The organism is Cellulomonas shaoxiangyii (assembly GCF_004798685.1).
Classification (GTDB): domain Bacteria; phylum Actinomycetota; class Actinomycetes; order Actinomycetales; family Cellulomonadaceae; genus Cellulomonas; species Cellulomonas shaoxiangyii.
Genome location: NZ_CP039291.1, coordinates 1,494,316 through 1,514,030, shown reverse-complemented (window position 1 = coordinate 1,514,030; position 19,715 = coordinate 1,494,316). Strand labels below are relative to the sequence as shown.

The window sequence follows — 19,715 nt, the reverse complement described above, 5'->3', positions numbered from 1 at the left end:
ATCGCTTGGACTTGGAGGCGATCTCTGATGCTCTCCCGCACCGAGATCGAGCGCCTGGCCGCAGCAGCACACGCACTGCGCCCCGACTGGCCGGTCCGCTCCCTGTGCACGTGGCTGCAGACCGACCACGCCGCACGGGCCTACCGGGACGTGGCAGTCGCCCTGGCGTACATCGCCACCGACGCGGCCACGCAGACACCCAAGCGCATGAACGAGATGGGCCCGTGGTGGTCGGCGGTCAAGCTCGCCGGCTCCGACGCCACGGACCACCGGTTCGCCCGTTGCGACGTCATCGGCCACGGCTCCTACGCCGCCTGGAACTGCGGGGCGTGCAGGGCCGAGCAGATCGCAGCCGACGACGCCACACCCACACCCACCACCCCCGACCCCGAGCGCGCCGCCATCGCATCCCGGGGCGCACAGCAGGCACGTGAAGCCCTCGCAGACGCACTAGCCGCCGCCCGACAGGAGATCCAGCCATGACCACCATCCGCACCCTGACCCCTGGCGTGACGGCCACCGTCACCCCCGACACCGAGCCCGGGTTCGTCGCCATCGAGTGGACGGGCGCCGGGAGCACGCACCGGGAGGTGCTGCACGGGGGTGACCTGGCGGAAGCGCTGGGCTCGACCCTCACCCCCGCCCAGGTCGAGGCCCTCGCCGCCTCGTCCTGGCGTCACGGGTCCGGCGGGATGGACCTGGGCGACATGCCGCACCACGACCAGCACCGGCGGCACGTGGGCGAGTGGGTCGCTGGGGCTGGGATCGAGGTGGCGCGATGAGCGAGCAGCCGACCCCGCGCACCGTTGAGGACGCCGCCCGCGCCTACGTCACCCGTCGGCACCCGCCGCTGAACGACCGGGGCGTCGGCATCGCACAGGGGTCGCACTACCGCGACGGGTTCGTCGCGGGCGCCTCCTGGCAGGCCGCACGGATGCCCAGCGAGGACGAGGTGGCGGAGGTGCTGGCGGCTCACGTGGCCTGCTACGGCGGCTCGGACGACGCCTACGCCGTGACGTGCTCGTGCGACCGCTACGGGCGGCCGATGGGCTACGGCCGTGAAGGGGCGACGGTGCACGCGCGACACCAGGCCGAGCGGGTCGCGGCGCTGTACGGCACCGGGCAGGAGGGGCGATGAGCGGGGCACGGATCTTCTTCGGGCCCGCGGGCGCCACGCTCGTCGGGGTCGAGCCTGACGGCACCCCGGTCACAGCCAGCGTTGAGGACGGCGTTGGGCCCATGACGGAGATCGCCGACTACGTCGTGAGCGTCGAGGGCGAGGTGACCCGATGACCGCCCCCCTGCCGACCCCGGACGAGGTGGCGGCTATGCGGGAGCGGCACCGGGCCGAGGTGGTCGACGGCCTGCACTACTGCCTGGCGTGCCAGGTCTCAGCGCCCTGTGACGCCGACCAGCTACTCGAGCTGGTGGACGCGCTGCGCGTGCTGGCCGTCGACCGCATCCGCCGAGCCACCACCGGCGAGGCCACGTGAACCAGCCCCACCCCTTGTCCCAGCCCGAACAAGGCAGCCCGATCCAGCCCCTCGCGCGGGAGTGCGAGCGGAAGCACGAGGAGGACCGATGAGCGAGACCGGAGGCAAGGTGTTCGACGGGTTCCGGCGCAACGAGATGGCATTCCGCATCAGCCGCGACACCGCGCTGGTGTTCGGGCTGGCCGAGCCGACGCCCGCCGAGAAGGCCGCACGAAACGCCGCCGCTGCCGCCTGGCGGGACTACCACGGGCGCCGCAGGCAGGCGGACCGGGACATGGTGGCTGCGCTGGCCGGACTCGGGGACCGCACGGTGGACGCCGTGCTCGATCTGCACGCGCCGACCGCCGGTGAGTACCCCACGTGCAATGGCGACGACTACAGCGGCCCCGAGGCCGATCCGCCCGACTGGCCCTGCGCCACCGTCCTCGCGGTCGCGCGAGTGCATGGCGTACCGACGCGAGAGGACGTGAAGCGATGAGCACCACCGACGACCTCGACGCCGCGGTGCGCCAGCACATGGCGGCCGAGCACCCCGGCCAGCTCGTCATCGGGTGGGCGCTCGTCGCGGCCACCACGGACGAGGACGACGAGGTGAACGGCTACGACAACGTGACACCCGTCGGGCAGCCGGCGCACCACACCGTGGGACTGCTGCGGGTGGGGATCGACAACGTGCTCAACGGGCGACAGGAGGAGGGCGAGTGACCATCACCACCGAGGACGCCCTGGTGGCGAAGGGCCACCTGGACTACATCGCCGACCGCTGGACCGACCTGCGCGCACGACTCCAGCCCGGCGGCGGGAACGCGCTCAGCGGGATGCCGGGGGGCAGCGAGCACCCGTCGCCCATCGACCTGCACGTCGCGGACCTCATGCACGAGATCGAGGAAGAGGCGCGGTCCCTGGGCCACGTGCTGCTCGACGAGACCGAGGACTGGGCGCCGCGCTCGTCCCGGATGCCGGTGCTGCTGTACGACGTCGCGGCTCGGTATGGCCACTGGACGGCCGGGGATGAGCGCACGGCCCTCGCGTTCTGCGACTGGGCGGAGGAGTACGCCAGCAAGGTGCGACGCGCGCTCGAGCGACCAGCCCCGCCGGACTACGTCGGCCCATGCCAGGGGGTCGGCGAGGACGGGGCAGGGTGCGGCGGCGAGCTCCACCTGCGCCAGGACCGGGACGGCGGGACGTGCCGGGAGTGCGGCCAGGAGTTCACGCGGGAGGGCCAGGCGGCGTTCGTGCGGGAGGCGCTGAAGGACCGGCTCATGACGCTCAGCGAGATCGCGTCGGCGCTCGTGGTGCTGGACATGGAGGTGCCCTACCGGACGATCCAGTCGTGGGCGCGGCGGGAGAAGATCAAGCCGGCCTCGGAGGATGAGCCGCTGTACCGGTTCGAGGACGCGCTGACCCTGGCGGCGACACGCGTGCCGGCTGCTTGACGTGAGGGCGGTTGCATCCTAAGGTTCACGTAGGTTGGGTTCTACCCGACGACAGGCCCCGGAGCGAAAGCACCGGGGCCTTCGTCATGCCCACGAGCAGGGCCGGTAGCGCGAGGTGCTGCCACCTCTCCCGTTCGGTCGGTCCGCCCGGCCTGCTCGTGGCACCCCGCCATCGACGACGCCAGCCCGAGGCCCAGGGGGTCTCCACAGCGTTGCCGCCCGGTGCGAGTCGGGCCGTCGCCGATGTGCCTCGTGCTGCTGGCGCTCCTCCGGGAGTCGCCAGCCCGTACGCCAACAACCAGGGGGTCGGGATGGCAGAGGTTCACGTCACCCCGGTCGCCGACCTGATCGAGCACGAGGAGCACGGCGACGGATGCCCCTGCGGGCCCGACGCGATCTTCGAGCCCGGTGGCGTCGTCATGGTGCACCACTCGCTCGATGGGCGAGAGGCGCGCGAGTAGCCCACAGACACCCGCCCTGTGCACCTGGACCCGGCGCCAACGATGGGTGCGAGGCCGGTGAGGCCGTGCTCGGGGCGGGACCAACGAGGAGGCCGGGCGTGGCGACATCACGCACCGGCACCGCGACCTACCTGCGCAACCGCCGCCGGGTCCTGGCCGAAGCACGCCGGGGGGGACTGACGCACTGCCCCGGGTACGCCCGCCGGGATGGTAGCCACCGGGGGTGCGGGCGGGAGCTGGACTACGACACACCACTGCTCGCCGGCTCAGCCGAGACAGACCACGTGGTGGAGCACAAGCACGGCGGGGGGGACGGGGCGGACAACCTCCGCGTCCTGTGTCGCACGTGCAACCAGGAGCGCAACCACGAGCGCGTTCCGGTGAACGTTGCTCGCGTCGAGGACTTCCCGACGTCGCGCCGCTTGGTGAACGAGCAGCCCCAACGCAGCGGCGGGGGTGGGGAGGGACCCCCTGGCCGGGGGTGCCGCTCGCCCCTCCTGGCATAGCGAGCATTTACACACGAGCATTTCCACGCCTCGCCCTCCCCCGTTTTCCACCAAGGAGGGGCCATGGTGGACCGCCCTGACCTGCCCTGCTCTGGTGGCTGCGGGAAGCTGATGTGGCGCTCGAGCTCCACTGCCTCCGAGCCGAAGTGCCGCCTCTGCAGGCGTCGCGACGCTGACTGGTACCGCGCGCGACAGCTCGGTATCTGCACCGAGTGCGACCGCCCCGCCGTGGCGCGAGGGATGTGCTCGACGCACTACTCGTACTGGCACCGGCGACAGTCGGGAGCGTGGGGTCCTCAGTGGGGCATCCCCCTCGAGCGCCGGCTGGCGATCTACGAGCGCGACGGATGGACCTGCCAGATCTGCGGCGACCCCGTCGACCTGCTGGCCGATCGGCAGCGCGATGACGCCGCCCCATCGCTGGACCACATCATCCCGAGGTCGCTCCAGGCGGAGCCTGACCACTCGGATTCGAACCTGAGACTCGCGCACCGTGGCTGTAACGCACGCCGCGGTGCGCAGCTCGACCCGCCCGAGGAGGTGACCGCAGATGGCCGCACGCCTGCGCGCGGTTCCCGACCCGGAGCCGACGCCCACGCCTGAGGTTGGCGGCGCGATCTCCCGCGCTGCGGCCTCGAGTCGCCGCGACCTGCTCGTGGCGCTCCGGGACAAGATCGCCGAGCAACTCGATGCCGGAGTGCCGCCGCGGGACATGGCTTCGCTCTCGCTGCGCCTGGTGAACCTCGCAGACGAGATCGCAGCACTGGACGCGGAGGAGAACGGTGACGACATCGGCTCCGCCGCGGCCACCCCAGACGCGGCATGGCCTGCTTCCTGAGGCTCGCCACCTGATCCTGCCCGAGGGCATCGTCTCGACGGGGTGGCCGTCGGTGCGCGAGGTCTGCCGCAACGTCGGCATCCTGTTCGACCCGTGGCAGGCGGACATGAACACCGCCATCCTCGGGAAGAACGCCGCGGGGCTCTATGCCGCGGACACGGTCGCCATCTCGATCTGCCGGCAGGCCGGTAAGACGTACGACATCGGCGGCCTGCTGTTCGCCGACTGCATCATCAACCCCGGCACCCTCGCGGTCTGGACGGCTCACCACTTCACGGTGACGCGTGAGTCGTTCATGGCACTCAAGGCCATGGCCGAGGTGCCGCAGATGCGCGCCCACGTCGACCCCGACGCGATCACCACCGGCGCCGGCAACGAGTGCATCCCGTTCCGCAACGGCTCGCGCATCATGTTCAAGGCGCGCGAGTCCGGTGCGGTGCGAGGCGTGGCGAAGGTCCGCCGGCTGGTGCTCGACGAGGCTCAGATCCTCTCGGAGCAGGCCATGGCGGACCTCGCCCCGACGATGAACCAGGCGACGAACCCGCAGGTCATCCTGATGGGGACGCCACCCAAAGCCGACGGACAACTCGGAGTTCTTCAAGAGCATTCGCCGTGACGCCTTGGCGGGCGCGTCTGAGGGCCTGGTGTACGTCGAGTTCTCGGCCGACCCCGGCGCGAAGTGGGACGACAAGGCGCAGCGGGCGAAGGCGAACCCGTCCTACCCGCTGCGCACGAACGACAAGGCGATCAACCGCCTACACAAGCTCCTCACAGGCCCGGGCGACTTCGACCGCGAGGCGCTGGGCATCTGGGACAGCGACACGAAGACTCCCGGCATCATCAACCTGGACGACTGGGACGACCTGGCCATGGCAGCGGCCGACGCCCCCACGAACGGCAGCCTGGCCTACGCGGTGAAGTTCTCCGCGGACGGCGAGCGCGTTGGTGCCGCAGTTGCACTGCGTCCCGACGACGGCCCCGTGCACGTCGAGGCCCTGGGTGTCTCTCTCATGGCGGACGGCACGGCGCCCCTGGTCCAGTGGCTCGCAGAACGCTGGCGCAAGGGTCACATCGTCCTCGACGGCAAGGCGGGCGCGGGTGACCTGGCGAACGAGTTGGTGGCCGCGGGTGTACCTCGCCGCCGGATCCACCTCGTGACGGTGGACGAGGCGATCACGGCTCACGCGGGGATGCTCCGTGCGATCCAGGAGCGCGACCTGACCCACCTCGCGCAGCCCGGCCTCGACGCCGCGGTGCGTGCGGCCGGTAAGCGCAAGATCGGCAACGCCGGCGGCTGGGGCTGGGCCTCAACGACGCCGGAGGGTGACGTCACGTCACTGGATGCAGTGACCCTCGCGAGGCACGCGGTAGTGGCCGGCAAGCGGCCGACGGGTCAGGGGCGCACCTCTGGCAACCGGACATCGGGCAACAGGGTGGGGGTGGTGGCGTGATCTCGCAGACCATCCGACTGCCTGACGTCGATGACGAGACGAACGATCTCGCGACGGGGCTCCTGGGCCAGCTCGATCGTTTCTCGCGCCGGAACCGTCTGCTCGAGGCGTACTACGAGGCCGAGCGCACGCTGCGCAAGATGCACGGCGGCATCGTGCCCGAGCAGTACTACCGCCTGGGCCTGGTCCTGGGCTGGGCCGCGAAGGGCGTCGACAGCCTGGGTCGCCGCTGCAACCTCGAGCGCATGGTCTGGTCGGACGGCAACCTCGATGACTTCGGGTACCGCGAGGTGTGGGACACGAACCGCCTCGGCTCCGAGGTCAACCAGGCGATCACGGACACCCTGATCCACGGCTTGTCGTTCGCTGTGGCGTCCAACGGTGTCGACGACGGCGCGCAGGGTCTCGTGCACTTCTACTCCGCTCTCGACGCGACCGGTGAGCGCAACCCTGTGACGCGCGGCCTGGACAACCTGCTCATCGTCCGGGCGCGCGACAAGGAGCGCGTGACGGCGCTGACCCTGCTGCTCGATGGTGTGACCATCGCGGCGCAGATCGTGGACGGCAAGTGGGAGATCGTCGAGTACTCCGAGCACCCGTTCGGCGTGCCGGCCGCTCCCCTGGTGTACCGCCCGCGCCTGCGTAAGCCGATGGGGCGCACCCGGATCACCCGTGCCGCTCGTGGCTTCCAGGACGCCGCAGGACGCGCCCTGGTGCGCCTCGAGGGCCACATGGACGTCTACGCCTACCCCGAGTTCTGGATGCTCGGCGCTGACCCGTCGATCTTCCGCAACGCGGACGGCACGCCGATGCCCGAGTGGGCCCAGCGGCTCGGTCGCATCAAGGGTATCCCCGACGACGCGGACCGTGACGACGCCCTGGCGCGTGCGGACGTCAAAAAGTTCGACGCCGCCTCTCCGGAGCCGCACCTCAAGGCGCTGAACACCTACTCCAAGCTCGTCGCGCGTGAGTACTCGCTGCCGGACTCGTCGGTCGCGATCACTGACTTCGCGAACCCGACGTCGGCGGAGTCCTACGACGCGAGCCAGTACGAACTCATCGCGGAGGCTGAGGGCACGGTCGACGAGCTGTCGCCGGCGCTGCGTCACGTGGTGCCGATCGCGATGGCGATGCGCGGGGGTCTCGACGAGGTTCCCGAGGCGTTCCGGTCCATCGACTGCAAGTGGCGTGACCCGCGGTACATCTCCCGGGCGGCTCAGGCAGACGCGGGCGGCAAGCAGGTGGCCGCGGTCCCGTGGCTCGCTGAGACGGAGGTCGGTCTCGAGCTGCTGGGCCTGTCCGAGCAGCAGATCAGCCGTGCGCTGGCCGAGCGTCAGCGCGCACAGTCCCTGTCGCGTCTCGACGCGCTGGTGAGGGTCGCCGGGCAGGAGGCTCCCGCTGATGGTGTCACCGGCTGACGCAGAGCTCCTGCGACGCGCACAAGGCGGCATCCGCGCCCTCGTCGAGCGTGATCTGCGCGGGTTCTTCGGGATGCTCAACCTGTCCCAGCCCGAGCGGTCCCGCGATCTGCTGCTGGCGTTCGTCCCGGAGCTCGTGCGGCGCTACGGGATGGATGCGGCGCAGTTCGCGGCCGAGTGGTACGACGTCCAGCGAGCGGCGGCAGGCGTCAGCGGTGCGTACCGCGCCACAGCGCTCGCGTCGCCGTACCTGGCGGCCACGGAGCCGACGGTACGACGCGCGGCCGGCGCCCTGTTCACGGACACGCCTGCCGACGCCCTGACGACGCTCCTGGCGGCCACGGGCAAGTACGTGCTGGCGGCCCCGCGCGACACGATCGCACGCGCCACGGACCGCGACCCGCAAGCCGTCGGATGGAAGCGAATCACCCGCCCCGGCGCCTGTTCCTTCTGCCGGATGCTCGCCGGCCGCGGCGCCGTGTACCGCGAGGCGACCGCGCACTTCGCCTCTCACGGCTCATGCAACTGCGCCGCTGCCCCCTCGTGGGACGCGGACGCCCCCGAGGTCGACGTCCGGCTCTACGACGCGTCACAGCGCACCACGGGCATGAGTCCACAGCAGCGAGAGCGACACAACGCGCTGATCCAGCGCGCCATCGGCGACTACGCCGACTGACTTCCCGGGATCACCGGGGTACGCCCACGTCCGGCGGTCAACGGACGGCTCACCCAGGAGAAGAACGATGGCGGACGACTCGACGACCGAGCAGCAGCCGACCGGCGAGGAGCAGCCCGCGGGCGGCTTCAAGCCGATCACCTCCCAGGAAGACCTCAACCGGATCATCGGTGAGCGCGTCGCGCGCACCAAGGCCCAGTTCGGGGACTACGACGACCTCCGCGCCAAGGCGGCCAGGCTCGACGAGATCGAGCAGGCCAACCTGTCGGAGGCGGAGAAGGCTGCCAGCCGGATCGCGGCACTCGAGCGCGAGCTCGAGGCCACACGGTCGGGCGCCCTGCGCGCCCGCATCCAGGCCAAGTTCGGCATCGCCGACGAGGACGCCGACCTGTTCCTCACCGCAACGGACGAGGACACGCTCACCAAGCAGGCCGAGAGGCTCGCCGAGCGTCGCACCAAGACCGCCAACCGCGACCCGTTCGCGGGGCGTACCCCCACCACTGCCGGCGACGACCCCATGCGCGAGTTCGCCCGGCAGCTCATCAAGCGCGACTGATCCGAGGAGATCACCATGCCCGCTCTGACCACGGGGAGCTTCGTCCTCCCCCCGCAGAAGCTCGACCCCTGGCTGGGCAAGGTCCAGTCCGGCTCCGTCATCGCCGCCCTGTCCGACTCGATCCCCATGAAGTTCGGGCCGGGCCAGTCCATGACGTTCGACATCGGCGAGGCGGAGTACGTCGCCGAGGGCGCGAACAAGGGCGGGTCGACCATCGTCCCTACCTCCGTGACCGCGACGCCGTTCAAGTTCCACAAGACCGTCCGCTGGACGAACGAGGTCATGTGGGCCGACGAGGACGACGTCATCGACGTCGTGGAGCAGGTGCTGAACCTGATCCAGCCGGCCCTCTCGCGCGCGCTGGACTACGGCGTCATCCACGGCATCAACCCCACGAGCGGCACCGCGGTCGCCGCGATGACCCAGCGCCTCGTCAACACCACGAACGTCGTGGAGACGGACGACACCCCGCCGGTGAAGCCGTACACGTACCTCGACGCCGCCGACACCCTCGTCCTGGCCGACGGGTACGTGCCGCGCGACGTCGCGCTCGACCCGTCCTTCGCGGCCGGCTTCTCGACCGCGCGCGGCTCGGGCTCCGAGCAGAAGCTGTACCCCAACTTCCAGCTCTCGACCGCCGTGTCCGAGCTCGACGGCCACCGCGCGTCGGTGTCCCGGACGGTCGGCGCCGTCGGCGTCGCGTCGACGGCGACGAACCTCAAGGCGATCGTCGGCGACTTCTCCGCGGTCCGGTGGGGCATCCAGCGCGCCATCGGCCTCGAGATCATCGAGTACGGCGACCCGGACGGCGGCGGTGACCTCAAGCGCAACAACCAGGTCGCGTTCCGCGCCGAGGTCGTCTACGGCTGGGGCATCGCGGACCTGAACGCGTTCGCCAAGGTCCAGAACGCCACCGCGGACGTCTGATGGTCCGCCTGATCGCCCCCAACGGGGCCACCGTCGACGTGTCCGAGGAGAAGGCCGAGCGCCTCGCTGCCCAGGGCTTCCGAGCCTCGGATGGCGATGGCGCGAAGCCGGCGCGCCGGACGCGCAAGGCGACCGCCAAGGCCGCATCCGACGACGAGTGACTAGGAGGCGGTGAGGATGGCCCAGCTCATCATCCCGGCGGACCTCGTACCGTTCGCTCCCGACATCGCCCCGGCGAAGGCCGCGGCGATGATCGAGGACGCCGAGGCGATGGCCGTCCTCACTGCCCCCTGTCTCGTCAACCTCCCGACCGACGACCCTCGGCGCGCCGCCGCCAAGGCGATCCTCCGCGGCGCCGTGCTGCGGTGGAACGAGGCGGGTACGGGCGCCGTCTCACAGGAGCAGAGCGGCCCGTTCGGGCACACGCTCGACACCCGCCAGCCGCGCAAGGCGATGTTCTGGCCGAGCGAGATCACCCAGCTCCAGGGGCTGTGCTCGAGCGGCGAGAAGGGTCACGCGTTCGCCGTCGACACGGTGGGCTCCGGCTGTGCGCACCTGCCCTGGTGCTCGCTGGCGTTCGGCGCCACCTACTGCTCCTGCGGCGTGGACATCGCCGGGGAGCCGATCTACGAGGTGGGGTGATGGCCGGCGAGATCGTGGTCCGGCTGCGCGACGTCGCTACGGGCGTCGACCCCTACGGCAACCCCGTCGAGACCACCACCGAGACGGCGATCCCGGGCGCGTTCTTCGCGCCCGAGCAGGCGTCCCGCGAGTCCACCGAGGTCGGCCGCGAGTCCGTCACGATCAAGCCGTCGCTCTACTTCCCCAAGTCCTGGCCCGACATCACGGCCCGGGATCGCGTCCGGGTCCGCGGCCGCGAGTACGCGGTCGACGGCGAGCCCGCCGACTGGCGCTCCCCGTGGGGATCCTCGCTCGGCGGCCTGGTCGTCACGCTGCAGCGAGTGGAGGGCTGATGGCGCGGCCGAAGATCAAGCTGAACTCGCCGGGCATGCGCGACGTGCTCAACTCGGCTGGCGTGCGCGCCGCCCTGCGCGAGGAGGCTCGCCCGATACTCGCCGAGGCGCAGCGCATCGCCCCGGAGGACACGGGCGCGTACAAGGCGTCGCTCCGAATTGTCGACGCGACCACGGATCGCGCGGTGGTCCGGGTGGTGGCGACAGACCGCAAGGCGTTGGTAATCGAAGCGCGGTCCGGTGTGCTGTCCCGCTCCGCAAAGGGCAAGGCGCGCGCCAGGTCGCGGGAGCGCGCCCGAGTTCGGCGTGCCGAGCGGCGCCACGAGCGGCAGATCCAGGCGATGGAAGACCGCGAGGAGTAGCGCCATGCCGTCAGTGATGTGGCCCGCGATCATCTGGCCCGACCTCGAGCTCTGGGCCATCGACTACCTCAAGGCCCGCCTCGCCACCCGACCCGAGCCCTTCGCCCAGGGCGTCGCGGTCCGCAACGTCGTCCCGGACACGATGCCGGCGCGGCTCATCACGGTCCGCGACGACGGTGGCGGGCGCAGCGATGCGACCAAGACCGCGTCCCTGGGCGTGAACATCTGGGCGGGCGCAGCCAAGAATCCGGCCGACTGCTCCAACCTCGCGCGCCTCGTCACGGCCCTCCTGGAGGACGCCGCGGGCTACGGCCCGGTCAAGGCGCACCTGTCCACCAGTGGCCCGTACCCCGTGGCCGAGGCATCCGCCAAGCCGCACCGCTACCTGTCCGTGGACCTCGTGGTCACGGGTACCCCGCTCACCTGATCTGAGGAGATCGACCATGTCCGTCGACGCTGGCCTGGACCTCAACGAGGTCGACATCGCCGTCACTGGCGCGCTCTACTCGGCTCCGGCCGGGACCACCAAGCCCACATCCGCCACGGTGGCGCCCGCCCCGGCCTTCGTCGGGCACGGCTTCTGGTCGTCCGACGGCCTCACGCAGGGCTCGGCGCGGTCCACCAACCAGGTGCGCGCGTTCCAGCACAACACGCTCGTCGCCGACGTCGTGACGGAGGGCACGGGCACGTTCCAGCTCGTCCTCATCCAGAACAGCCCGGAGAACGCCTCGCTGTTCTACGGCGAGCCGGTCAACACGACCACCGGGCACGTCACCTGGAACCCGGGCCGTGCGAACGGCCGTCGCGTGTTCGTGGTCGACAAGGTCGTCAGCGACACCGAGGTCGAGCGTGTGGTGTTCGACGGCGAGGTCACCGGCATGGACGACCGCGCGACGACCTACGGCAACGTCACCGGCTACGGCGTGACGATCACCGTCTACGGCGAGGCCGACGTCTACAACACCCGCTGGATCGAGGCGCCGTGACGTTCAACCTCGACGCCGTCGAGCACGAGACCAAGGGCACGCCCTGGGAGTTCACCGCCGGCGGGAAGCGGTGGCGCGTGCCGCACATCTCGGACCTCACGCTCGGCCAGCAGATCGCGGTCGACTCGGGCCGGGTGCACATCGTCCTCAACGAGGTCGCGGAGGTTCACGCCAAGGGCGGGTGGAAGCCCGCCGGTCGTGAGGCCGCCTCGCTCGTCGTCGGCAAGCACCCCGACCAGATCGCCACACTCACGGCCATGTGGCTCGCACACGCCGGGATGGAGCCGGGGGAATCCGGAGCCTCGTCGCCGAGCTGAACGCTCGCGGCGAGGCGATCGACGCGGATCTGCAGGCGCACTACGGGCTGTCGCTCGGGGACGTCTTCACGGGCCGCCTGAGCCTGCGCCGACTGGGCTCGCTGCTGCGCAACCTCCCGCTCGACGGGACAGCCCAGTGGCGCCAGATCCGCCGCGACCGGCCCAAGGGAACAGGCAAGCCAGTGCCGCCGCCGGACGACTTCTGGACGCCCGACCGTGACCTCCTGGCAGCGGTCGTCGACGGGCTGCGGATCCTGGCGTGGCAGAACACCGAGGACGGGCACGAGGGGCGCAACATCCCCGAGCCACTCCCTCGCCCGGGCTTCGAGAAGCCCGAGGCGCCGGCACCCGTCGATCCGCGAGTCGCCAGGCGCCGCCTGGCGGAGATGGCCGGTCGCTCAGGTGGTCGTCCCGATGACCCAGGTGCCGACCAGGTAGACGAGCCACAGCGAACCGAGGATGCCGAGTCCTAGGCCCCACTCGGCCAGGCCCCGCCCGCGCTTGCCGGTGCGCTTCGTCTCGCGGATGCCTGCCGCCGCAAGTGCGGCCCCGATGAGGGATAGGAACCCGAACCCCCACAGCAGGGACAGCACGAATCCTGCGATGGCGAGGCCGGAGAACGGCACGGGTCGGTAGTACACCGGCGCGGGCCGCTGCTGCTGCGGGTAGGTCATCCGCGAAGTGTCGCCCGCGCCCGCTCACCGTCACAAGACACACGAGGGGGTGGAATGGCCGGGTCCGAGGTCGGTAGTGCGTACCTGAGCATCATCCCGTCCACCAAGGGCTTCGCGGCCACGCTCGGCAAGGGCATCGATGGGACGTTCGTCGACGCCGGCCGCCGCGGCGGCGAGACGATGGGCGACGAGGCTGGCAAGTCCGGCAAGCGCTCGTTTGTCGCCGCGGGTGCGGCACTGGCCGGCGCGATGGCGGCCTCGTTCGCGGTCGCGGGCGCGGCGCAGATCACGCAGGCCGTGGGCTCGTTCCTTGCGGACGCGATCGGCTCCGCGTCGGGCCTCGAGCAGTCGATCGGCGGCGTGGATGCGGTCTTCAAGGAGTCCGCCGACACGATCCACGAGTGGGCGAAGGGCGCTGCTGACGGCGTCGGCCTGGCGCAGGCTGAGTACAACGAGCTCGCGACGGTCATCGGCGCCCAGCTCAAGAACATGGGCGTCCCGCTCGGTGAGGTCGCGGTCAAGACGAACGATCTCGTCGAGCTCGGCGCGGACCTCGCTGCCCAGTTCGGCGGGTCGACGTCCGAGGCCGTGTCGGCGCTGTCGTCGCTGCTCCGTGGAGAGCGCGACCCGATCGAGCGCTACGGCGTGTCGATCAACGACGCGTCGATCCAGGCCAAGAAGGCCGAGATGGGCCTGTCCGACCTGACGGGCGAGGCGGACCGCAACGCGAACATGCAGGCGACGCTGGCCCTGCTGACGCAGCAGACCGCCGACGCCCAGGGTGCGTTCGCTCGCGAGTCGGGCACGCTCGCCGGCGCACAGCAGCGCCTCACGGCCGAGCTCGAGAACATGAAGACCGAGATCGGCACCGCCCTGATGCCCGTAGTCACCGACCTCCTGGGCGTGTTTCGAGACCAGGGCATCCCGATCCTCCAGCAGCTCGCCGACTGGTTCACCGCGAACAAGGACGCCGTCTACAACACTGGCATCGCGATCGCGGATGCATCCCTCGGCATCCTTGGCGCGTTCCTCGCGATGGCCGAGGGTGGCGCGTCGCTGAACGTCTTCATGTACGGCATGCTCCGGGGCCTGTCGAACGGGTTCTTCAACTTCGCGCTCGGCGTCGTCCTCGCGGCCGATACGGCGTTCGGCTGGATCCCCGGCGTCGGGGACAAGCTCGACGGCCTCGCCGTGGATCTGAAGTCGACGCAGACGACCGCGGATGTGGCCCTAGGGCTGCTCGAGGATGACGCGCGCGACACGCGCGATGCGTTCTCCGCTGGCCGCGATGCCGTCACGTCCCTGCGCGAGGCCGTGCAGAACCTCGACGGCAAGCGGGCGACGGTCTTCCTCGACGCCAAGGGCAACGCCACCAAGATCCTGTCGGACGGGTCCTACCAGACCTCGACGGGGGCGGTGTTCCGCGCGGCTGGCGGCCCAGTCGCGGCCGGGCGTCCGTACATCGTGGGCGAGCGGGAGCCGGAGCTGTTCGTGCCGACTCAGGCCGGGCGCATCTACAACCAGCGCCAGCTCGCGGCGCTGCCGACCGCCCCAAGCGGGGGCGGCACCACCCAGACGTTCAACATCTACGGCGCCGACGACCCCGGGGCGGCTTCTCTCTCGGTCGCCCGCCGGCAGCTACTCCTAGGGGTGTGAGCATGAGTGCTGTCACGCTGGGCGCGCTGCCTCTGGACGGGGTGGATGCCGAGGGCGTCGAGTGGGTCGTCGAGGACATCGAGGGCTGGGACGGCTCGCCCGGGTCGACGATCCAGGTGGTGCAACGCCCGCGTGCTCATGGCGCATGGGCCGGGGACGCGTACCTTCCCGCGCGCAGCGTCGCTGTCGGTGGTGTGCTCATGGCCCCCGACCGGGGCGCGGCACGGCGGGCGCTGCAACGGCTGAACGAGGCCGCGTCGCTCGCGTCCACGACTCTGGCCGTGAACGACGCGGGCGAGTCGCTGTGGGCCGGGGTGCGCCGCCAGGACGTGATCCTGGCGAAGTGGCTTGGCGACAAGGCGGTTCGCTACTCCGTCCAGCTCGTCGCCACCGACCCCCGCCGCTTCGGTGACGCCCTCGTCGAGTCCACCGCCCTGCCCTCGACCGCCGGCGGCCTCACGGTCCCGCTCACCGTCCCGTTCACGATCAACGCCGTGACGGTGACCGGTCAGGTGTCGCTCACGAACCCGGGCAACATCGCCGGCACGGTGCGACTGCGCATCGACGGCCCGGTGCAGGGCCCGGTCGTGACGCACGTGAACAGCGGCCGGTCGCTGGTGTTCTCGTCCTCGATCGTGCTGGGCGCGGGCGAGTGGATCGACGTGGACATGGAGCGCCGCGAGGTGCTCGCGAACGGGCAGGCGTCCCGCAACGGGTGGGTTACCGCCCGGGGGTGGAGCGCGTTCGAGCCGGGCGAGAACACGTGGGCGTTCACCGCGGCCGGCTACGACCCGGGATCCAAGCTGACCGTGACCGCGACGCCCGCGTGGCAGTGAGGAGCACCTGATGGCGCTCTCGTGGGTCGCGGCCGACGCGCGCACCGGCAAGGTGCTGGCCGAGATGCCGGACCTGTCGTGCGAGCGCGTGGGCGTGGTCCTGGGCGCGTACACGAGTGCCGCGGCCAGCCTCCCGGTGCCCACGGCGCCGGAGGGGTGGGCGCGCGCAACGCTGCCCGGTGGTGCGTTCCTCGTGCTGCTGGACGACGACGAGCCGTCGTGGGGCGGGCTGGTCACGCGCCGCACGCGCACGCTGGGCGACACGGTGGACCTCTCGCTCGCGACGATCGAGGCGTACCTGGACCGCCGCTACGTGCGCGACCGCACCTTCACGGGCGCGTCGCAGACGCAGATCGTGCGGCTGCTGGTGGAGGAGTTCGCGACGGACTTCCCCATCGAGGTCGAGGTCGCCCCGTCCGTCGTCACCCGGGATCGCGCCTACGCCAACGAGTCCGACAAGACGCTCCTGTCGGTGCTCACCGAGCTGTCGGGCGTGGAGGACGGCCCGGAGTTCACGGTCCGGTGGGCATGGCGCCACGACCCGGAGCGCCTGGTCCCGGTGCTGCACGTCGCCGACCGCATCGGTTCCCCTGTGCCGCCCGACCTGGGCCCTGCGGCGACGTTCGAGGCGCCCGGCCCCGTGGTCCAGCTGGAGCTCGTCGAGGACTACGGCGCTGGCAAGGGCGCGACCGACGTCATGGCCGTCTCGTCGGGCTCCGTCGGTGAGCGCCCCCAGTCGCCGCGGCAGATCGCCGCGCAGTCCGAGCGGCCCCCGTTCGAGTTCCGGTTCACCCCGTCCACGTCGATCACCGAGGTGTCGACCCTGACGTCCCACGCCGCCGAGGCGTTGGCGCTCATGGCCGACGGCGCTCGCACCCTGTCCCTCGCGGCGGTCATCGACCAGGCCCCGCGCCTGGGGCGTGACTGGTGGATCGGCGACGACATCGGCTACCGCGTGGGCGACGTGTGGACCGAGCGAGTCGGCCTGTTCCCTGGCGGCGGCGCGTTCCCTGGCCCCGCGACCTTCCCCGCCCAGCCCGAGGACGTCGAGAAGTACAACATCCCGGCCTTCCCCGGTGGGCTGATGGGCGTGGCGCGCTGCATCGGCTGGGAGATCGACCTGACGGGCGTGCCCACCGTGGCGCCGATCCTCGAGATGGAGGACTGATGCCGCACCCGGGAACGCTCGCCAACCTCGTCCCCCCGGGCGAGGCCGGCCAGCTGCGACGCATGGAGGACATCGAGCGCACGCAGCGGGAGATGTTGCCCGCCGTGATGAAGGCTGTGGGGCCGCTGATCGAGGAGCTCCAGGCGGCGCAGGAGGCACTCGCGGCGCAGCAGGCCGAGCTCGTCGAGCAGACCGCCAACCTTGCTGCGCGGGTCACCGTCACGGCGTCGACCCCGACGTTCAACACGGGCCCGATCCCGAACGACGGCGCCTGGCACGAGTACGGGCCTGACATCGCCCTCACCGTCGAGGTCCCGACGGGTCGGCTCGTCGTCACGGTGGGCTGTGGCGAGGCGTCGATGAACGCGGGGGGTGCCGCCGTCAACGCGGAGGCGACGTTCGCCATCGCGGGTGTCGCGGCCTACGGCGACTTCTCGTCCCGGTCGTACCTGACCTCGCCGGATGCGGGCGTGGGGACGCCGCTCATGACCCAGCAGGCGTTCACGGTGACGCCGGGGACGTACACGGTCATCGGCAAGATGCGGGCCTGGGGCGCGTCAACGGTGGGTGCGTCGGTCAACTTCCGGCGCCCCTACGTGACGGTGCAGGTGACCGGCTAGTCCGCCCAGTCGTGCGGGACGTACTTGACACCGGGCTCGGGGTTCTCGACGCCCTGCCCCTCGGGCACGACGACGTAACCCTCGGGCACCTCCGGTGCCGGCGCGGGCTCGGGCGCCACAGGCGCCGGGGCCGCAGGCTCAGGCGCGGGCGCGACGACCTCGGGCTCGACCACGGGGGCCGGCTCGACGACGGGCTCGGGCTCGGGCGCGGGGGTCACAACAGCCTCCGGGGTGGGCGTCACGGTCGGCGTGGGGGTCGGCGTCTGAGTCGGCGTCGCGCTCGGCGTGACCTCGACGACGGGCGTCGGCTCGTCCGCGTTGGCGATGGCTGCGACGCCGAACCCACCTGCGACGACTACGAGTGTCGATACGGCCCCGATGACGGCCCCCTTGATCTGCATGGGCCGAAGCGTATCGCCCACCTACCACACGGCCCCGGATCGGCGGGCGCTTCACCCGCCTGCAGAGAGGACTTCACCCATGGTCAACCGCGTCTGGCCGGTCGATGCCGTGAGCGGCGCCCCGTCGTACAGCGGGCGTGCCCTGCGGCAGACGCAGATGGCCCCGCTCCTGGCCGGCGCAACGGCCACCCGTCCTCTCGGCGCGCGTTCCGGTGTGCGCCCGGGGACGCCCGAAACGACTGTCACGGCGACGGCGACGGTGTGGACGGTGCGCCCCCATGCCGGCGTGCTCGACGTCCTGCCCGCTGCGGAGTCCGGGCCCTACGGGTACGCGATCGACGCGAACGTCACCGGCACCGTCACGGCGGCGAACGCGTCGAACCCACGGCGGGACATCGTCTACGTCGAGCTCGTCGACCCCGCCGAGGGCACGGGCGGCACGACCCCGGGCGTCACCCCGAAGTACCTCGCGGGCACGGCGGCGGCCACTCCTGTCGCGCCCGCCACGCCTGCCCGGTCCATGCTCCTCGCGGAGATCAACGTCCCGGCCGCGGGCGGCGGGAACCCCACGGTGACGTGGCGCGCACCCGTCGCTGTGGCGGCGGGTGGCATCGTCCCGGTCCGGACGACGGCCGAGCGTGACGCGGTGACCTACGGGACCGCCGACGCGCCAGTCTTCGTCTCCCTGCTAGGGGATCTCTACCGCGGGGTGGGGTCGTCGTTCGCGCCGATCGGCACGGGCCGCACGGCCGTGGCAGCGTTCACGGCCACCGGCATTGGCACCGGCCAGATCCTCAATGCCCAGGTGCCGGGGTTCGTGGTGCCCGGCAAGCAGGCGCACGCGGTGCGGGTGCAGGTGACGGGCTGGCTGTTCAACGGCGCCAACGCGGGGAACTACACCCTGTTCCTGCGCCAGAACGACGCGGTGGTCGCCGAGACGCAGATCCCGTACGGCAACGGGTACGGCGACCGGCGCACCGTGGCCTTCGAGTTCACCGCGACTGTCCAGCCGGGCGCTCACAAGTTCGATGTCGTGTCCGCGAGCGGCAGCGCCTCGGCGGGGTACGACACCGCCAAGACGTGCCAGCTCACGGTCACCGACCTGGGCCCGGTGTCCTGATGGCCTACCACCTCTCCCCCGCACTCGTGCGCCTGCGCGCCGACGTGGACGCGCTCTGGCCTGGCCGCGACCGCACGTCGGACGGATGGATCGGCGACACGTCGCACCAGGCGCGCCCATCGGACCACAACCCCGACCGGTCGGCGGGCGGCATCGTCCGCGCGATCGACATCGACGAGAACCTGACGCCGGGCGGTGAGGCGTCGGGACTCGTCGCGCAGATCATCCGCGACCCCCGTGTGGCCTACGTGATCTACGAGGGCCGCATCTGGCAGAACCCGGCCGCCTTCGCTCGCGGCGGCTGGCAGCCGTACACGGGGCCGAACGCCCACTCCCAGCACGTGCACGTGTCCGTACGGCGGGGCGTCACGTGGGACCGCGACGCGCGCCCGTGGAGCATCGCCCGCTCGCTGTCCACCAGCTCGGGGCCTGGGCTGCCGAGCCTGCCCAGCATCGACACGCGCCCGATCCCGGGCATCCAGGAGGAGGACATCATGGCGAGCATCCAGGACGTCATCGACGCCGTGACGGGCGCCCTGCGCTCCGAGGGCGTCTCGGGCGCTGCGGACCTTGGCCGGCTCGACGGGCCCATGCGCACGATCGTGTCCCAGGAGACGACGAAGGTCCTGCGCTCCGAGGGCGTTTCCGGGGCGGGTGACACGGGCCGTCTGGTCCAGGCGCTCCAGGGGGCGGGGATCGGCGGCGACGGCCCGGTCGACGTCGGCGCGCTGGCCGATGCGCTGGCCGGCGAGCTCGGCCCGGACCTGGCGCGCGAGGTCGTGGACGCGCTGCACGCGCGGCTCGCGAGCTGATGCCCGGAGGCCGCAAGCACGAGCGCA

The 19,715-nt window shown here is 71.4% G+C and carries 34 protein-coding genes; 32 read left to right on the top strand and 2 right to left on the bottom strand.

Annotation, left to right across the window (positions count from 1 at the left end; all coding sequences use genetic code 11):
* Window positions 1-27 precede the first annotated feature (27 nt).
* From E5225_RS06890 to E5225_RS18260, 26 genes are all read left to right on the top strand, one after another.
* Window positions 28-483, top strand: a complete 456-nt coding sequence (locus E5225_RS06890) for a hypothetical protein (protein ID WP_135974903.1) — start codon at window positions 28-30, stop codon at window positions 481-483.
* Window positions 480-782 (top strand): hypothetical protein, encoded by a 303-nt coding sequence (locus tag E5225_RS06885; RefSeq protein WP_135974901.1) that lies wholly within the window; start codon window positions 480-482, stop codon window positions 780-782. The genes E5225_RS06890 and E5225_RS06885 overlap by 4 nt, the downstream gene beginning before the upstream one ends.
* On the top strand, window positions 779-1,138 hold the full coding sequence (locus E5225_RS06880) for a hypothetical protein (RefSeq protein WP_135974899.1): 360 nt from the start codon (window positions 779-781) through the stop codon (window positions 1,136-1,138). The genes E5225_RS06885 and E5225_RS06880 overlap by 4 nt, the downstream gene beginning before the upstream one ends.
* The gene (locus tag E5225_RS17475; RefSeq protein WP_166436035.1) at window positions 1,135-1,293 is read left to right on the top strand and encodes a hypothetical protein; all 159 of its coding nucleotides are present in this window, start codon (window positions 1,135-1,137) and stop codon (window positions 1,291-1,293) included. Before E5225_RS06880 ends, E5225_RS17475 begins: the two co-directional genes overlap by 4 nt.
* Window positions 1,290-1,493 carry a hypothetical protein gene (locus tag E5225_RS06875; protein ID WP_135974897.1) on the top strand — a complete coding sequence of 68 codons (204 nt, stop codon included), beginning with the start codon at window positions 1,290-1,292 and terminating at the stop codon, window positions 1,491-1,493. The genes E5225_RS17475 and E5225_RS06875 overlap by 4 nt, the downstream gene beginning before the upstream one ends.
* An 88-nt stretch (window positions 1,494-1,581) precedes the next feature.
* A complete protein-coding gene (locus E5225_RS06870) occupies window positions 1,582-1,971 on the top strand; it encodes a hypothetical protein (RefSeq protein WP_135974895.1) in 390 nt (129 codons plus the stop codon).
* Window positions 1,968-2,198, top strand: a complete 231-nt coding sequence (locus E5225_RS06865) for a hypothetical protein (protein ID WP_135974893.1) — start codon at window positions 1,968-1,970, stop codon at window positions 2,196-2,198. The genes E5225_RS06870 and E5225_RS06865 overlap by 4 nt, the downstream gene beginning before the upstream one ends.
* Window positions 2,195-2,929 (top strand): hypothetical protein, encoded by a 735-nt coding sequence (locus E5225_RS06860; protein ID WP_136225374.1) that lies wholly within the window; start codon window positions 2,195-2,197, stop codon window positions 2,927-2,929. Before E5225_RS06865 ends, E5225_RS06860 begins: the two co-directional genes overlap by 4 nt.
* A gap of 311 nt (window positions 2,930-3,240) precedes the next feature.
* Complete coding sequence (locus E5225_RS17470; protein ID WP_166435998.1) at window positions 3,241-3,390, top strand: hypothetical protein; 150 nt, start codon at window positions 3,241-3,243, stop codon at window positions 3,388-3,390.
* A 65-nt stretch (window positions 3,391-3,455) separates the two neighbouring features.
* Entirely contained in the window at window positions 3,456-3,896 is a 441-nt protein-coding gene (locus E5225_RS18270) for an HNH endonuclease signature motif containing protein (protein WP_425267385.1), read from the top strand.
* Window positions 3,897-3,959: 63 nt separating this feature from the next.
* On the top strand, window positions 3,960-4,499 hold the full coding sequence (locus E5225_RS18265; protein ID WP_208012580.1) for an HNH endonuclease: 540 nt from the start codon (window positions 3,960-3,962) through the stop codon (window positions 4,497-4,499).
* Window positions 4,447-4,734, top strand: coding sequence for a hypothetical protein (locus E5225_RS06845; protein WP_208012581.1), 288 nt, complete (start codon window positions 4,447-4,449; stop codon window positions 4,732-4,734). Before E5225_RS18265 ends, E5225_RS06845 begins: the two co-directional genes overlap by 53 nt.
* Entirely contained in the window at window positions 4,679-5,350 is a 672-nt protein-coding gene (locus tag E5225_RS06840) for a P-loop NTPase family protein (RefSeq protein ID WP_167306014.1), read from the top strand. Before E5225_RS06845 ends, E5225_RS06840 begins: the two co-directional genes overlap by 56 nt.
* A gap of 28 nt (window positions 5,351-5,378) precedes the next feature.
* Window positions 5,379-6,185: a hypothetical protein gene (locus tag E5225_RS06835; protein ID WP_136225368.1), complete on the top strand. Its 807-nt coding sequence runs from the start codon at window positions 5,379-5,381 to the stop codon at window positions 6,183-6,185.
* Window positions 6,182-7,603: a phage portal protein gene (locus E5225_RS06830; RefSeq protein ID WP_208012582.1), complete on the top strand. Its 1,422-nt coding sequence runs from the start codon at window positions 6,182-6,184 to the stop codon at window positions 7,601-7,603. Before E5225_RS06835 ends, E5225_RS06830 begins: the two co-directional genes overlap by 4 nt.
* Entirely contained in the window at window positions 7,587-8,279 is a 693-nt protein-coding gene (locus E5225_RS06825; RefSeq protein WP_135974230.1) for a VG15 protein, read from the top strand. Before E5225_RS06830 ends, E5225_RS06825 begins: the two co-directional genes overlap by 17 nt.
* Window positions 8,280-8,346: 67 nt before the next feature.
* Window positions 8,347-8,835 carry a hypothetical protein gene (locus E5225_RS06820; protein WP_135974231.1) on the top strand — a complete coding sequence of 163 codons (489 nt, stop codon included), beginning with the start codon at window positions 8,347-8,349 and terminating at the stop codon, window positions 8,833-8,835.
* Window positions 8,836-8,850: 15 nt separating this feature from the next.
* A complete protein-coding gene (locus E5225_RS06815) occupies window positions 8,851-9,762 on the top strand; it encodes a phage major capsid family protein (RefSeq protein ID WP_135974232.1) in 912 nt (303 codons plus the stop codon).
* Complete coding sequence (locus E5225_RS17465; protein ID WP_166436000.1) at window positions 9,762-9,923, top strand: DUF7302 family protein; 162 nt, start codon at window positions 9,762-9,764, stop codon at window positions 9,921-9,923. The genes E5225_RS06815 and E5225_RS17465 overlap by 1 nt, the downstream gene beginning before the upstream one ends.
* 16 nt (window positions 9,924-9,939) lie before the next feature.
* Entirely contained in the window at window positions 9,940-10,404 is a 465-nt protein-coding gene (locus E5225_RS06810) for a hypothetical protein (protein WP_135974233.1), read from the top strand.
* On the top strand, window positions 10,404-10,736 hold the full coding sequence (locus E5225_RS06805; RefSeq protein WP_135974234.1) for a head-tail adaptor protein: 333 nt from the start codon (window positions 10,404-10,406) through the stop codon (window positions 10,734-10,736). The genes E5225_RS06810 and E5225_RS06805 overlap by 1 nt, the downstream gene beginning before the upstream one ends.
* Window positions 10,736-11,098 carry a hypothetical protein gene (locus E5225_RS06800; RefSeq protein WP_135974235.1) on the top strand — a complete coding sequence of 121 codons (363 nt, stop codon included), beginning with the start codon at window positions 10,736-10,738 and terminating at the stop codon, window positions 11,096-11,098. The genes E5225_RS06805 and E5225_RS06800 overlap by 1 nt, the downstream gene beginning before the upstream one ends.
* A gap of 4 nt (window positions 11,099-11,102) precedes the next feature.
* Window positions 11,103-11,525 (top strand): hypothetical protein, encoded by a 423-nt coding sequence (locus E5225_RS06795; RefSeq protein WP_135974236.1) that lies wholly within the window; start codon window positions 11,103-11,105, stop codon window positions 11,523-11,525.
* Between the two features lie 16 nt (window positions 11,526-11,541).
* The gene (locus E5225_RS06790) at window positions 11,542-12,084 is read left to right on the top strand and encodes a phage tail tube protein (RefSeq protein ID WP_135974237.1); all 543 of its coding nucleotides are present in this window, start codon (window positions 11,542-11,544) and stop codon (window positions 12,082-12,084) included.
* Window positions 12,081-12,401, top strand: a complete 321-nt coding sequence (locus E5225_RS06785) for a hypothetical protein (protein ID WP_135974238.1) — start codon at window positions 12,081-12,083, stop codon at window positions 12,399-12,401. Before E5225_RS06790 ends, E5225_RS06785 begins: the two co-directional genes overlap by 4 nt.
* The gene (locus E5225_RS18260) at window positions 12,344-12,874 is read left to right on the top strand and encodes a DUF5361 domain-containing protein (protein WP_166436001.1); all 531 of its coding nucleotides are present in this window, start codon (window positions 12,344-12,346) and stop codon (window positions 12,872-12,874) included. The genes E5225_RS06785 and E5225_RS18260 overlap by 58 nt, the downstream gene beginning before the upstream one ends.
* On the opposite strand, the gene E5225_RS06780 is transcribed toward E5225_RS18260, so the two are convergent.
* On the bottom strand, window positions 12,800-13,075 hold the full coding sequence (locus E5225_RS06780) for a DUF4190 domain-containing protein (RefSeq protein WP_135974239.1): 276 nt from the start codon (window positions 13,073-13,075) through the stop codon (window positions 12,800-12,802). The genes E5225_RS18260 and E5225_RS06780 overlap by 75 nt on opposite strands.
* 54 nt (window positions 13,076-13,129) lie before the next feature.
* Between E5225_RS06780 and E5225_RS17725 the strand changes: the two genes are divergently transcribed.
* From E5225_RS17725 to E5225_RS06760, 4 genes are read left to right on the top strand one after another with little or no spacing between them, the layout of a single operon-like run.
* A complete protein-coding gene (locus E5225_RS17725) occupies window positions 13,130-14,731 on the top strand; it encodes a hypothetical protein (RefSeq protein ID WP_135974240.1) in 1,602 nt (533 codons plus the stop codon).
* A 2-nt stretch (window positions 14,732-14,733) separates the two neighbouring features.
* Window positions 14,734-15,567: a phage distal tail protein gene (locus E5225_RS06770; RefSeq protein ID WP_135974241.1), complete on the top strand. Its 834-nt coding sequence runs from the start codon at window positions 14,734-14,736 to the stop codon at window positions 15,565-15,567.
* A 10-nt stretch (window positions 15,568-15,577) separates the two neighbouring features.
* Window positions 15,578-16,735 (top strand): hypothetical protein, encoded by a 1,158-nt coding sequence (locus tag E5225_RS06765; protein ID WP_135974242.1) that lies wholly within the window; start codon window positions 15,578-15,580, stop codon window positions 16,733-16,735.
* Window positions 16,735-17,355, top strand: a complete 621-nt coding sequence (locus E5225_RS06760) for a hypothetical protein (RefSeq protein WP_135974243.1) — start codon at window positions 16,735-16,737, stop codon at window positions 17,353-17,355. The genes E5225_RS06765 and E5225_RS06760 overlap by 1 nt, the downstream gene beginning before the upstream one ends.
* Here E5225_RS06760 and E5225_RS17720 read toward each other — a convergent pair.
* Window positions 17,352-17,756 carry a hypothetical protein gene (locus E5225_RS17720; RefSeq protein ID WP_208012583.1) on the bottom strand — a complete coding sequence of 135 codons (405 nt, stop codon included), beginning with the start codon at window positions 17,754-17,756 and terminating at the stop codon, window positions 17,352-17,354. The genes E5225_RS06760 and E5225_RS17720 overlap by 4 nt on opposite strands.
* 268 nt (window positions 17,757-18,024) lie before the next feature.
* On the opposite strand from E5225_RS17720, the gene E5225_RS06750 reads away from it, so the two are divergent.
* Together E5225_RS06750 and E5225_RS06745 are read left to right on the top strand one after the other, a co-directional pair.
* Window positions 18,025-18,876: a hypothetical protein gene (locus E5225_RS06750; RefSeq protein ID WP_135974244.1), complete on the top strand. Its 852-nt coding sequence runs from the start codon at window positions 18,025-18,027 to the stop codon at window positions 18,874-18,876.
* Window positions 18,876-19,688 carry a hypothetical protein gene (locus E5225_RS06745; RefSeq protein ID WP_135974245.1) on the top strand — a complete coding sequence of 271 codons (813 nt, stop codon included), beginning with the start codon at window positions 18,876-18,878 and terminating at the stop codon, window positions 19,686-19,688. The genes E5225_RS06750 and E5225_RS06745 overlap by 1 nt, the downstream gene beginning before the upstream one ends.
* Window positions 19,689-19,715: the final 27 nt, after the last annotated feature.

Excerpts from the sequence above, each read along its gene's own strand:
- E5225_RS06890 (WP_135974903.1), top strand. The coding sequence starts at position 28 with ATGCTCTCCCGCACCGAGATCGAGCGCCTGGCCGCAGCAGCACACGCA.
- E5225_RS06885 (WP_135974901.1), top strand. The coding sequence starts at position 480 with ATGACCACCATCCGCACCCTGACCCCTGGCGTGACGGCCACCGTCACC.
- E5225_RS06880 (WP_135974899.1), top strand. The coding sequence starts at position 779 with ATGAGCGAGCAGCCGACCCCGCGCACCGTTGAGGACGCCGCCCGCGCC.
- E5225_RS17475 (WP_166436035.1), top strand. The coding sequence starts at position 1,135 with ATGAGCGGGGCACGGATCTTCTTCGGGCCCGCGGGCGCCACGCTCGTC.
- E5225_RS06875 (WP_135974897.1), top strand. The coding sequence starts at position 1,290 with ATGACCGCCCCCCTGCCGACCCCGGACGAGGTGGCGGCTATGCGGGAG.
- E5225_RS06870 (WP_135974895.1), top strand. The coding sequence starts at position 1,582 with ATGAGCGAGACCGGAGGCAAGGTGTTCGACGGGTTCCGGCGCAACGAG.
- E5225_RS06865 (WP_135974893.1), top strand. The coding sequence starts at position 1,968 with ATGAGCACCACCGACGACCTCGACGCCGCGGTGCGCCAGCACATGGCG.
- E5225_RS17470 (WP_166435998.1), top strand. The coding sequence starts at position 3,241 with ATGGCAGAGGTTCACGTCACCCCGGTCGCCGACCTGATCGAGCACGAG.
- E5225_RS18265 (WP_208012580.1), top strand. The coding sequence starts at position 3,960 with ATGGTGGACCGCCCTGACCTGCCCTGCTCTGGTGGCTGCGGGAAGCTG.
- E5225_RS06845 (WP_208012581.1), top strand. The coding sequence starts at position 4,447 with ATGGCCGCACGCCTGCGCGCGGTTCCCGACCCGGAGCCGACGCCCACG.
- E5225_RS06825 (WP_135974230.1), top strand. The coding sequence starts at position 7,587 with ATGGTGTCACCGGCTGACGCAGAGCTCCTGCGACGCGCACAAGGCGGC.
- E5225_RS06820 (WP_135974231.1), top strand. The coding sequence starts at position 8,347 with ATGGCGGACGACTCGACGACCGAGCAGCAGCCGACCGGCGAGGAGCAG.
- E5225_RS06815 (WP_135974232.1), top strand. The coding sequence starts at position 8,851 with ATGCCCGCTCTGACCACGGGGAGCTTCGTCCTCCCCCCGCAGAAGCTC.
- E5225_RS17465 (WP_166436000.1), top strand. The coding sequence starts at position 9,762 with ATGGTCCGCCTGATCGCCCCCAACGGGGCCACCGTCGACGTGTCCGAG.
- E5225_RS06810 (WP_135974233.1), top strand. The coding sequence starts at position 9,940 with ATGGCCCAGCTCATCATCCCGGCGGACCTCGTACCGTTCGCTCCCGAC.
- E5225_RS06805 (WP_135974234.1), top strand. The coding sequence starts at position 10,404 with ATGGCCGGCGAGATCGTGGTCCGGCTGCGCGACGTCGCTACGGGCGTC.
- E5225_RS06800 (WP_135974235.1), top strand. The coding sequence starts at position 10,736 with ATGGCGCGGCCGAAGATCAAGCTGAACTCGCCGGGCATGCGCGACGTG.
- E5225_RS06795 (WP_135974236.1), top strand. The coding sequence starts at position 11,103 with ATGCCGTCAGTGATGTGGCCCGCGATCATCTGGCCCGACCTCGAGCTC.
- E5225_RS06790 (WP_135974237.1), top strand. The coding sequence starts at position 11,542 with ATGTCCGTCGACGCTGGCCTGGACCTCAACGAGGTCGACATCGCCGTC.
- E5225_RS06780 (WP_135974239.1), bottom strand. The coding sequence starts at position 13,075 with ATGACCTACCCGCAGCAGCAGCGGCCCGCGCCGGTGTACTACCGACCC.
- E5225_RS17725 (WP_135974240.1), top strand. The coding sequence starts at position 13,130 with ATGGCCGGGTCCGAGGTCGGTAGTGCGTACCTGAGCATCATCCCGTCC.
- E5225_RS06770 (WP_135974241.1), top strand. The coding sequence starts at position 14,734 with ATGAGTGCTGTCACGCTGGGCGCGCTGCCTCTGGACGGGGTGGATGCC.
- E5225_RS06765 (WP_135974242.1), top strand. The coding sequence starts at position 15,578 with ATGGCGCTCTCGTGGGTCGCGGCCGACGCGCGCACCGGCAAGGTGCTG.
- E5225_RS06760 (WP_135974243.1), top strand. The coding sequence starts at position 16,735 with ATGCCGCACCCGGGAACGCTCGCCAACCTCGTCCCCCCGGGCGAGGCC.
- E5225_RS17720 (WP_208012583.1), bottom strand. The coding sequence starts at position 17,756 with ATGCAGATCAAGGGGGCCGTCATCGGGGCCGTATCGACACTCGTAGTC.
- E5225_RS06745 (WP_135974245.1), top strand. The coding sequence starts at position 18,876 with ATGGCCTACCACCTCTCCCCCGCACTCGTGCGCCTGCGCGCCGACGTG.